This is a genomic window from Sorangium sp. So ce296, from assembly GCF_051529605.1.
GTDB classification, from domain to species: Bacteria; Myxococcota_A; Polyangia; order Polyangiales; family Polyangiaceae; genus Sorangium; species Sorangium cellulosum_D.
In genome coordinates, this window is sequence record NZ_CP150325.1 from 1557101 (window position 1) to 1568274 (window position 11174).

Consider the following 11174-nt stretch of genomic DNA (forward strand, 5'->3'; position numbering starts at 1 on the left):
CGCGGAGCGCGCGGCCGCGCCGCTCCCACGGCGCGACAGGCGCGCCTCGCCGGTCACCGATCGCCTCGATCGTTGCTCGCCTCGGCCCGCCGGAACCGGAAGAAGTCGTCCAGCGTCCGGCCCTCCGCCTGCTCGAAGCGCTCGTCGAGCGCCTCGAGGCCGTGGATGCGATCGAGGCGGAAGCTGCGGAACTCGGCGCGCAGCTCGCACCAGGCGGCGAGCGACCAGCAGGCGCCCATGAAGAAGAGCCCCAGCGGCAGCGCCGTCCTCGTCGAGCGGGCGCCGTCCTCGCGCGTATACCCGAAGCGGATCTTGCGCCGCTCGCCGACCGCGGCGCGCAGCTCGGCGAGGTGCGCCGTGGCGCCCTCGGGGATGTGGAAGCTCGGCGCGAACAGCGCGCTCGCCGCGACCCTGGGCCGGAGGCGCTCGGGCAGCACCGCCTCGATCTTCTCGAGGGCGCGCCCGGCGGCGCGCACGAGCGCCGGATCGGACCAGCTCTCCACCATCCGCGCGCCGAGCACGAGCGCCTCGATCTCGTCGTCCTGGAACATGAGCGGCGGCAGATCGAAGCCGCGGGGCAGGGCGTAACCGACGCCGGCCTCGCCCTCGATCGGCACGCCCGACGCGATGAGATCGCGGATGTCGCGGTAGATGGTCCGCTCCGAGACCTCGAGCTCCTCGGAGAGGCGCGCGGCCGTCGTGACGCGGCGGCGGCGCAGCTGCTGGACGATCTGGAACAGTCGGTCGGCTCTCCGCATGATGGCGCTCCCTCTCGCCGGCGCGGCCGCGAGGAGCGTGGAGGGAGCCTAGCCCGGGGCTCCTGACGGCGCGCTGCCATCAGGAGCGTCGATGCGCGCCGGCCCGCCGGCGCCCGGGCTCCGCCTCAGCCGAACGGCGCCGCGGGCCTCGGGCCGCCCTGCGGCCTGCCGCCCCCGGGCCCGTCGATGTCCTCGTCCTCGGGCCGGCGCGACAGGCGCGCGGCCGCGCGCTTGTAGAGCTCCGTGAGCGGCGCGCGGTGCGCGGCGAGGAGGACCGTCGCCCCGGCCAGCCACAGCAGCGCCAGCGGCACGAGCGCCGAGGACGTCGTGTAGACGAGCACGGGGCGGAAGGCGCGATCGCGCGTGACGAGCTCGCGGCTCGCCTGGACCGACCGCTCGTAGTCCGGGAGCGACAGCGCCACCGGCGTCACCCCCTCCAGCACGGCGCCGCCGGGCGCGAGCGCGCCGCCGCCCTTGGACGGCTCCTCGCCCTTGACGGCGCGCGGGGCCGCGGCCGGCGCCATGGCCGATTCGTACGAGTTCCACCGCTCGGACCGGTAGCGCCCCGCCGAGACCGCGAAGAGCCCGACCAGGAGCGCGAGGCCGCCCGCGCCGAGCAGCACCACCATCGCGACCGCGCGGCTCGTGCCCCGGAAGAGCCGCCCCACGAGCCACGCCGCCCCGGCCGTCGCGATCCCGACCAGGATCGCCACGAACGTGGCGGGCGCCACGAACCACAGGCCCGCCATGATCAGCCCGCCGAGGGCGCGCAGCGCGCGCAGGCGCGCGCGGCCCGGCGCCCCGCCGGGGCGGACGGCGATCCACGCCGCCACGAAGCCGATCGCCACGGCGACGGCGTCGCCCGCGTCCGCGAACCACACCGGCCGGTCGCCGCCGAGCAGCGCGAGCGGCACCACGCGCTCGGGCAGCCCGACCGTGAGCGCCACCTCGCTCGCGGTGAGCGAGTAGCGCGGCATCGGCAGCTCCAGGGATCCGCCGAGCGGGCGCACCGCGGCCTGCCCCAGCGACTGCACCTGGATCCTGTGGCTCCCCGTCTGCAGGGGCACGAGGACCTCCTCCGCGGCCGCGCCCTGGTGCATGATCCGCTGCGCCTTGCCGTCCGTGGCGAGGAAGATCGGCCGCCCGCCGGGCGCGTAGGGCAGGTAGTCGATCCCGTTGTTCTCGTAGGTCAGCGCGTCGTCGGCCACGAGGTCGCCGCGCTCGGTCAGGATCAGGGTGCGGCGGTGCTCGCGCACCACCGCGGCGAGCACCTCGACGCCCGCGAGCGGCTCGACCGCGACCTCGACGCGCTGCCCGCGCTGGACCAGCAGCAGGCGCGACGTCGCCTGGGTCCGCGGGATCGGCGACTCGGCGGCGTCGACCTGGCGAGCGTCGCCCTTCACGGTGAGGCGGTGCTCCGCGTCCGACTCGAACAGCCACCACTCGTAGGCCGAGCGCGGGTCGGGCGAGAAGACGCCGACCTTCGGGAGCGTGCCCGAGATCGTCACCTCGGCGGTGCGGCCCGAGGTGGGCAGCACGAGCTCCTCGCCCTCGACCCGGAAGCCGCTCGCGCCGGAGACGTCGAGCACCTTCTCCCCGAACGCGAGCGGCAGGCGCACCACGCCGAGATCGGTGCCCGACCGCAGCACGAGCCGGTACTCGAAGCCGACCTCCCGGCCGACGCGCACCGCGCGCGAGAGCTGGAAGACCGTGGGGCCCGCGCTCTGCGCCGCCGCGCCCCCGTCGCGGCTGAAGTGGAGCGTCGCCCCCGAGAGGCCCGAGAGCTGCGCGCCCTCCGCGACCGAGCCGCCGGTGACGTCGGCCTCGAACGTGTTGAGCGGGCCGGCCACGAGCAGCGTGAGATCGCCGTCGAGCGACAGCGTGCCCCGGAGCACGAAGCGGCGCGCGGCGGTCCAGAGATAGTAATGGTCGTTCTCGAAGCTGATCGGCGCGGCCTCGCGGCGCGACGCGGGCCGTCCGTCGTCGAGGATGGCCTCGATGCGGACGTGCGCCGGCGGCCCGAAGAGCGGCACCGCCACCGGGCCGTCCGCGAGCACGCCGCCCGAGAGCTCGAACTGGAGCGGCCCCTCGCCCACCGCGCCGGTGATGCGCAGCCGGTCGAGCGCGTAACAGCGGCCCTCGCATTGCCCCGGGCCGCGGCGCTGATCGACCCAGCGCGAGAGCATCTCCAGCTGACCTGCCCATGAGTCCGGCGGCGGCGCAGACGCGGGCGCCGGCGTTGCGGCGGCCTTCGCCGCGGGCGCCGCGGGCGCCGCGCCCGCAGCAGGCGCCGCCGTCGGCTCGGCGGGCGCCTGCGCGAGCGAGCGCGGGGGGACGGCGAGCAGCAACAGCACCACGAGGAACCAGAAGAGCCTTGGAGGCGCGGCCTTGTTCCAGCGCGCGAGCGACATAGGGAGACTCCCTTCGTTGACCTGCCGAGCGAACGCGATGGCCGCCGCAGCGTCCTCATCAAACAGCTTAGCGAAAAACGACTGCAACAAAATCGACATGAGGCCTTGACAGTTAACGCGTTGCGTCGCAGTGTCGTTGCGTCGCGTTTGTGCCTCCGACGAGGCCACAGCGTGGATCTGTTGGCTGGCATGGCCGCGAGGCGAGGCCCCTCGTTCCAGTGCACATCGCATCTTGCGCTCTCGCGAGAGCGAGCGATGCGCGAGGACGGTCGGCCTGTGCTCGATGGATCGTTTCCGTACGCCCGCGTCCTTCGCGGGGGGACCAACCGAGGTGGGAGGCAGATCATGAGTGAGACCCAGAGCATCACGGAGCCGAAGGTCGAGAACAGCGTGAACGGGAGCGCCACGTCCGCGCATCAGGCCGACGCGAGCGCCGCGGCGCCGGCGACCAAGGCGCCTTTCATCGAGACGCTGCGCGAGCGGGGCACGTCCTGGGCAGGGGTGGCGATCGGGTATGGGCGGATCGCGCTCGAGCAGGCCGCGCGCGTCCTGGACCGGACGGCGGGGAGGCTCGGCGAGCTTCAAGAGAAGCTCAAGAAGGGTGACGTGCCCGCGGCCGAGGGCGCCCGCTGAACCGCCGCCGAGCCAGCGCGCCGCCGAGGAGCGTTCATCAGGGCGCTTCCGGCGGCGCGGGGACCGGCGCGCCGCCGATGCCGACCGCGACGGCGTAGATCGAGCCGGCCGCGCCCCCGACATAAAGGGTCCTCGCGTTGAAGCCGGGACCCGATCCGAACTGCGCATTGGCGACCCCGGTCGGAAAGCTCGCCAGGAGCTCCGGCTCTCCCACGGCCGCCCCGCCCGCGTCGAGCCGCACGCGAAAGAGCTCTCTGTCCTTGTTATCGATCGTGTAGAGGTGACCGCACGTGTCGAGGGCGAGCCCGTCGAGCGTGGCCGACGCGATCGTCGCCACGAGCGAGGGCCGCGCGCCGGGGTCGGCGAGGTCGATCCTGCGGATCTCGCCGGCGGCGGCGTTCGTGTAGAACACGGCCCTTCGCGCCGGATCGAAGGCGATCCCGTTCGGCTGGCTCACCTCGGGGGCGCCGCTCGCGATCTCGTCGACCGTGGCGTCCGGGTTGAGGCGGAGCACGCGGCCGGCGGCGGCGTCGGTCGCCCAGACGTTGCCGTCGGCGTCCGGAGCGAGGCCGTTCGGCTCCTGGAGGCCCTTCACGTAATCGATGACGATGCCGTTCGTCGAGATCTGGACGACGTCGCCCATGCCGGGCCGCGCGGCCACGAGGGTCCCGTCGGGCCGGTACCGGAGCCCGAGCACGTTGCCCGGCAGGGACGCGAAGTTCGAGGTATGGCCCGACGCCTCGTAGCGAACGAGGTTCGGCCCCTGCTTGGCGACGAGGTAGCCCTGGCCATCGAACGCGAAGTCCTCGCTGCCGCTGAACACGTCCGTGACCCGCGTCGGCTCGAACGGCCCCGGCGCGACCGCCGCGCACTCCCCCGTCGGCCCCGCGCCGACGCCCGCGCCCCCATCGCCGGCGCCTTCGCCGCTGCCCCCGCCTTCGCCGCCCCCGCCGCCCCCGCCGCCCCCGCTGCCCGAGCTCGCGCTGCTCGACGTCGTGCCCGCCCCGCTGCCCGAGGTCGCGCTGGTCGCCCCGCCGATGTCGCCGCCGCACGCCGGGGGCGCACCGGAAAGGAGCAGCGCCCATCCGAGCAGCCGGTAACCTCGCTTCATCTACCTCTCCTCCTCGCGCCGCACACTACACGTCGCCTCCCGCATTGCCTACGGTCGACGGCGCTCGCGCCGCGCGGCGCCCGAAAGCAGCCACCCGATCGCCGCAGCTCGCGGCACGCTGCGCGGTTGAGGAGGTACTCCCGCCCCCCGCGCTGCCCAAAGGAAGACAGAGCGGGGGGCCACACGCTCTCTAGTGACGGGAGCGGGAGACGATGATGACGCCGGCGCCGATGATGGCGGCCGCCGCCCACGTCGCCGCGGAGGCGCGCTCGCCGCCGAGCAGGATGCCGAGCGCGATGGCGACGATCGGGTTCACGTAGGCGTAGCTCGTCGCGATCGCCGGGCGCGTGCTCCGGAGCAGGAACGCGTACGCGCTGAGGGCCACGATCGACCCGAACACCGTCAGGTAGCCGAGGGCGAGGAGCGACCGCGCCGACGGCGGCGCCGCGAGGCGCTCGCCCGCGAGCGCGCTGATCCCGAGCATCACCGCGCCGCCCGCCAGCATCTCCGCCGCGACCGCCATCGACCCGGCCGGCAGCGGCAGCGTGCGGCTGTACAGCGAGCCGAGCGCCCACGCCACGGGGGCCAGCACGACGAGCAGCGCGCCGACGTGCGCGGCGTGGAGGTCGCCGCCGAGGTGGAGCAGCGCCGCGCCCGCGAACCCGACGAGGAGCCCGAGCCACTCGCCCCGGGAGACCTCCGGGGCCCCTGCGGAAGCGCCCTCGCCGCGCCCGGCCCGCATCGTGGTGAACAGCGCCAGCCAGAGCGGCATCGTGGACACCACGACCGCGGCGACGCCGGAGCTCACCCACTGCTGCGAGACGACCACCAGCCCGTTGCCGAAGACGAGCAGCAGCACCCCGACCCGCGCCGCCGCGCCCCACTGCCGCAGGGTCGGGCGCGGGACCCCGCGCAGCCGGAGCACGCCGTAGAGCAGCGCGCCCGCCGTCACGAAGCGCACCCCGGCCAGCAGGAACGGCGGCAGCGTCTCCAGCGCGATCGAGACCGCCAGGTACGTCGAGCCCCAGATCAGGTACAGCGCGGCGAGCGAGAGGAGCACGAGCCAGCTCCCCCGCGCATCCCCGAGCGCCGCCCGCGCGCGCTCGAGCGCCGCCCGCGCCGTCCGCCTCGCCTCGCCCGCGGCCACCGCGATCTGCGCCGGCTCGAGCGCCTCCACCACGAGGAGCCCGCGCCCCTCGCCGCCATAGCTGGCCCCCGCCTGCAGCACCACGTCGTTCGGCTCACCTTCTCGGGTGATCCAGACAGAGCCGGCGGTGCAGCTCAGGAGCAGCGGACCGCCCCGCAGGCGGTGCGTCCACAGCCCCCCCTTTCCAAGCTCGATCCGCGACGACTCTCGGAGGCGCGACCGCGCCTCCGGAACAAGTGAGGTCAATTTCATGCCGCAGAGCTTGGTCTCAAGCGAGCGACCGGCACAGAGGCAGTCCGCCCGGCATTGAGGCCGGTACAGTTCGCCGAACGGACAACTGTACTGGTCCTCACGCCCGCCGGCTGTACCGGTACCGCAGCGCCCGCCCGGTTGTACAATCGTCTCCGTGCAGGCGCAGGCGCCCATCGAAGCCGAGGACGAGGCCCACCTCTACGATCGCGTCGCCGCCCACATCGCCGATCTGATCGCGCGCGGCACGCTGCGGCCCGGCGACCGGATCCCGTCGGTGCGGCGGCTCAGCCGGCAGCAGGGCGTCAGCGTCGCGACCGTGCTCCAGGCGTACCTGCAGCTCGAGAACCGGGGGCTCATCGAGGCGCGCCCGCAGTCGGGGCACTACGTCCGCGCCCGCCGGGTCTCGGCGCTCCCCGAGCCGCGGGCCGCGCGCGCCTGCACCACCGCCACGCGCGTCAGCGTGAAGAGCCTCGTCTCCAAGGTCTACCGGGCCTGCCGGGACCCGCACATCGTCCCGTTCGGCGCGGCGTGCCCGAGCCCCGATCTCCTGCCGACCGACAAGCTGAACCGGATCCTCAGCGCGATCGCGCGGAGCGCGGGCGGCGCCGGCGTCTCGTACGACCCGCCGCCCGGCCTGCCGGCGCTGCGGCGGCAGATCGCCCGGCGCTCGGTCGAGTGGGGCGTCGCGCTCTCGGCCGACGACATCGTGACCACGGTCGGCGCCATGGAGGCGCTCCACCTCTGCCTGCGCGCGGTCGCCCGCCGCGGCGACACGGTCGCGCTCGAGTCGCCGGCGTACTACGGGCTCCTCCAGCTCATCGAGAGCCTCGGCATCAAGGCGCTCGAGGTGCCGTCGCACCCCCGCACGGGCATGGACCTCGACGTCCTCGAGGAGATGCTGGGCCGCCACCGCATCAAGGCGTGCCTCGCGATCCCGAACTTCAACAACCCGCTCGGCAGCGCCATGCCCGACGAGGCGAAGGAGCGGCTCGTCGCGATGCTCGCGCGCCGCGAGGTGCCGCTCATCGAGGACGACATCTACGGCGACCTGCATTTCGGCGACGTGCGCCCCCGCCCGGCCAAGGCGTTCGATCGCAAGGGGCTCGTGATGCTCTGCTCGTCGTTCTCGAAGACGATGGCGCCGGGCTACCGGGTCGGCTGGACGGCCCCCGGCCGCTTCCTCGACGAGGTCGAGCAGCTCAAGTTCGGGCAGAGCGTGGCGTGCGCGACCTTGCCGCAGATGGCGATCGCCGAGTTCCTCGAGATCGGCGGGTACGAGCACCACCTGCGCACCCTCCGGCGCCGGCTCGCCGCCCAGGTCGCGCGCATGAGCGAGGCGATCGCCGAGCATTTCCCCCCCGGCACCCGCGTCTCGCGCCCCGCCGGCGGCTTCGTGCTCTGGGTCGAGCTGCCGCCCGGCGCGAGCGCGCTCGACGTGCACGAGCGCGCGCTCGAGCACGGCATCAGCGTCGCGCCGGGGCCGATCTTCTCGGCCAAGCACCGGTTCTCGAACTACATCCGGGTGAACTGCGGCTACCCGTTCACCGACCTCATCGAGCACGCGGTCCGGACGCTCGGGCGGCTCTGCGCGGAGGCGGCGGCGGGGTGATCCGCGGCGGCGCCCGGCGCGCGGGCCCGCTCGCGGCGGCGGCGCGGCGCGGCCGACGGCGCTGACGGGCGCGCTCTGGCTGCCGTACCCGCCCTGAAGTAGAACCTCGTCGCTCGCCACGAGCGCCCCGACGAGCCCACGACCTTGCGTCCCCGACACCCCGCGCCCGTTCCTTCGCCCGCGCCCCCGCTCCGTGGCGCCGAGCCCGCGCGCGCGGCCTGCGCCTCGACCGCCCCGCGCACGCCCCGCCCCTCGCGCGCCCGTGCGGCCTGGACGCTCGCCGCGCTGCTCTCGGCCGCGCCCGCCTGCCGCGCCGGCGCGGTCGCCTCGCCGGGCGCGCCGGCGCCCGAGGCGCTGCGCCCGCTCCCGGACCGCATCGACGGCAGCACCCTGCTCGGCAGGGACGCGCGGCGCGCGGCCGAGGCCGGCGCGGGCCCGCTCCGGGTGATCGGCGCGGACATGGCGTCCGACGGCGATCGGCTCGGCGCCTTCGTCGAGGTGCCCGCCGGCGAGTGCATGCTCGCGATGGCGCGCGTCTCGCCGACGATCGGCGACGTCGACCTGTTCGCCTTCGAGGACGACGGCAGCGCCTTCTCCACGGACGAGGCGGCCGACGCGCGCGCCTCCATCCTCGTCTGCCCCCCGCACCCGCGGCGGCTCTACGTCATGGCGCGCGTCATGTCGGGCGCCGGGGCGGTCAGCGTCGGCGTGCAGGGTGTCCCGGTCCAGGCGGCCGACGCGGTCGCCCGCGCCGTCGGCGCGCGCGGCCGGGCCGGCGACGAGAGCGGGCGGCTCGAGTCGTGGCCCGGCCTCGAGGCGAAGGTCCGCGCGCACCGCGGCGCCATCGGCGCGCGCTGGGAGGACGTGCGGCGCGTGGCGCTGCCCGTCGGCTCGCGGACCGCGAGCCGCATCGGGGCGAGCCTCGACGGCGGCCGCTGCATCGACGTGCTCGTCTCGCCGAGCGACGAGGTCGCCTCGCTCGAGGTCGTCGCCGAGGACGAGACCGGCAGGATCGTCGCGCGCGCCCGCGAGCGGGGCCAGGATCGCGTGCTGCTCCTCTGCGCGACGGTCTCGATCGAGCTCTCGATCGCGGTCCGCTCGCGCGGCACCCAGGGCCTCGTGGCCGTGGTCGTCGGCCGCTCCCAGCCCGGCGCCGAGGCGGAGATCTCCGGGGCCACGCCGATCGAGCGGGTGACCGAGAGCCGCGATCTCGCCGAGGTGCGGGCGGACCACGGCCGCGCGCTCGCCGGCCGGGGCTACGGCGCGCCGCGCGTGTCGACCGGGGCCGCGCGGCTCGGCAGCCGGACGACGCTCCCGATCGAGCTGCCGGCCGGCTGCGCCCGGATCGACGTGCTGGCCGGCAGGCCGCTCGCCGACGTGCTCGCCGAGCTGTGGAGCGACGCGCACGCCCTCCTCGGCCGCGCCCGGGGCGGCGCGCGGGCGACGATCTTCGCCTGCGGGAGCGGCGGCCCCGCCCGGATCGACGTCGAGTCGATGGCGCAGCCTGGCCCGTTCGCCGTCGAGGTCCGCAAGGAGCCCAAGGCCCCGCCGGCGCTCGTCGCGCACCCGCTCGCCGCCGCGCGGCTGCTCGGGCGCATGAGCGCCGCCGGCCTCGCCGACGCCTCGGCGGCCGCCGGGGCGCAGGCGGTGGCGCTCGACGCCTCGCGCCTCAAGATCCTCCCGCTGCAGATCCCGGCGAACACGTGCGCCGAGGTGATCGCGGCGCTCGACGCCGGGGGCGCCGGCGTCGATCTGCGCCTCGTCGACACGTCGACCGGGGAGAGCTCGCTCGCCCGCGCGCGCCACGTCGTGTCCGACAGCCGCTGCGCCGGCGCGTCGCCCGTCCCGGCGTCGATCGAGCTCAGGCTCGCCGACGGCAAGGGGGAGGCGCTCGTGCTGACCCGCACCTCGGCCCGATCCCCGTCGCCCTGACGACGGCGTCGCGGGGCGCCGCTCCCCCGGCGTCGCGGGGCGCCGCTCCCCGGAGGCTTGACAGCGGAGACGTCGGAACCCTCAGATACCGCCGAGAGGCCCTTCGATGTCCTCGGGTCGCTTCGCCATCGCCACGCACGCGCTCGCGCTGCTCGCGCAGACCGAGGAGAGCTGCGCGAGCGACGAGCTCTCCGCGAGCATCAACACGAACCCGGCGTTCCTGCGGCGCATCCTCGCGCGGCTGTCGCAGGCCGGGCTCATCGAGGCGCGGGAAGGCCGCGCCGGCGGCTACCGGCTGGCGCGGCCGGCGAAGAAGATCCGGCTGAGCGAGGTGTACGCCGCCGTGGAGCCGGACGGCGCCATCGCGCCGAGCCCGTGCGAGCCGAACGCGAGGTGCCCGATCGGCGCGGGCATCCAGCGCGCGTTCGACGAGGTCGCCGAGGCGGCCAACGAAGGGCTGCTGCGCGGCCTCGCGCAGAAGACCGTCGCCGACATCGCGCTGCGGGCGCAGCACCTCGGCCGCCCGGCCCCGGTGCCGGTCAAGGCCGGCTGATCGCGCCCGGCCCGACCCCGCGCGGCGGCCTCCCCTCCCCTGGCGAAAACTGAAACCGTGCCTATAACAGTTCATGCGAGCGTGGCCGTCGAGACCGGGCCGGCGTCGAGCCGGCGATCGCGGCCAGGGGCGCTCGCCTCCGAGTGAGCTGAAAGGACAGCGCCATGGGCAACAGCAACGTCATCGAAGTCAACGACCTGAATTTCGCTCAAGAGGTCCTGGAGACCGATACACCGGTGCTCGTGGACTTCTCCGCGTCCTGGTGCGGCCCCTGCAAGCGGCTCGCGCCGATCGTCGATGAGATCGCGGCGGAGACGGCGGGTCAGGTGAAGGTGGTCAAGCTCGACATCGACGAGTCGCCCGCGGCCACGAAGCGCTTCGGGATCCGCGGCGTCCCGACCGTGGTCGCCTTCCAGAACGGCGAGGCCCTGGGGCGGCACGTCGGCCTCGCGAACAAGAAGACGCTGCTCGCGCTCGTCGGGCGCTGACGCCCTCCGCTCGCCGAGCGCGCCGCGCCGGCGCCGCACCGCAGATTGACCGCGGATCGCCCGCGTCGTGATGCTCCCCACACACGACGCGGAGGCCGCCGCGGCGCCGTGCGTGGGCGCCCGACATCGACCTTCATCTCGCGCGAGCTGCGCGCTTTCACCCGATCTGCGCGCGTGGTGCGCGGCGCAGCACGGCTCGTCCGTTGTCTTCCACCGACGCAGCACCCCGTTGACATCACCACCCGATACGAGATCCTTTCGCCAAGGAAGCTCAGCATTC

9 protein-coding genes are annotated in these 11174 nt (G+C 75.0%); 5 read left to right on the forward strand and 4 right to left on the reverse strand.

All coding sequences use genetic code 11. The annotated features are described in order from the left end of the window. Positions 1 to 53: 53 nt before the first annotated feature. Together WME98_RS05870 and WME98_RS05875 are read right to left on the reverse strand one after the other, a co-directional pair. A complete protein-coding gene (locus WME98_RS05870; RefSeq protein ID WP_437950375.1) occupies positions 54 to 758 on the reverse strand; it encodes a helix-turn-helix transcriptional regulator in 705 nt (234 codons plus the stop codon). Positions 759 to 883: 125 nt separating this feature from the next. Next, positions 884 to 3169 (reverse strand): hypothetical protein, encoded by a 2286-nt coding sequence (locus WME98_RS05875; RefSeq protein ID WP_437950376.1) that lies wholly within the window; start codon positions 3167 to 3169, stop codon positions 884 to 886. A gap of 345 nt (positions 3170 to 3514) precedes the next feature. Between WME98_RS05875 and WME98_RS05880 the strand changes: the two genes are divergently transcribed. After that, the gene (locus WME98_RS05880) at positions 3515 to 3802 is read left to right on the forward strand and encodes a hypothetical protein (RefSeq protein ID WP_437950377.1); all 288 of its coding nucleotides are present in this window, start codon (positions 3515 to 3517) and stop codon (positions 3800 to 3802) included. 37 nt (positions 3803 to 3839) lie between these two features. On the opposite strand, the gene WME98_RS05885 is transcribed toward WME98_RS05880, so the two are convergent. Beyond that, the gene (locus tag WME98_RS05885; RefSeq protein ID WP_437950378.1) at positions 3840 to 4913 is read right to left on the reverse strand and encodes an SMP-30/gluconolactonase/LRE family protein; all 1074 of its coding nucleotides are present in this window, start codon (positions 4911 to 4913) and stop codon (positions 3840 to 3842) included. 190 nt (positions 4914 to 5103) lie between these two features. Further along, positions 5104 to 6312: a drug/metabolite exporter YedA gene (yedA, locus tag WME98_RS05890; protein ID WP_437950379.1), complete on the reverse strand. Its 1209-nt coding sequence runs from the start codon at positions 6310 to 6312 to the stop codon at positions 5104 to 5106. Between the two features lie 154 nt (positions 6313 to 6466). Between yedA and WME98_RS05895 the strand changes: the two genes are divergently transcribed. The 4 genes from WME98_RS05895 (at position 6467) to trxA (ending at position 10894) form a co-directional block, all read left to right on the forward strand. Then, entirely contained in the window at positions 6467 to 7921 is a 1455-nt protein-coding gene (locus WME98_RS05895) for a PLP-dependent aminotransferase family protein (RefSeq protein WP_437950380.1), read from the forward strand. 144 nt (positions 7922 to 8065) lie between these two features. Continuing rightward, complete coding sequence (locus tag WME98_RS05900) at positions 8066 to 9853, forward strand: hypothetical protein (protein ID WP_437950381.1); 1788 nt, start codon at positions 8066 to 8068, stop codon at positions 9851 to 9853. 106 nt (positions 9854 to 9959) lie between these two features. After that, positions 9960 to 10406 (forward strand): Rrf2 family transcriptional regulator, encoded by a 447-nt coding sequence (locus WME98_RS05905; RefSeq protein WP_437950382.1) that lies wholly within the window; start codon positions 9960 to 9962, stop codon positions 10404 to 10406. 164 nt (positions 10407 to 10570) lie between these two features. After that, positions 10571 to 10894 carry a thioredoxin gene (gene trxA / locus WME98_RS05910; RefSeq protein ID WP_437950383.1) on the forward strand — a complete coding sequence of 108 codons (324 nt, stop codon included), beginning with the start codon at positions 10571 to 10573 and terminating at the stop codon, positions 10892 to 10894. Positions 10895 to 11174: the final 280 nt, after the last annotated feature.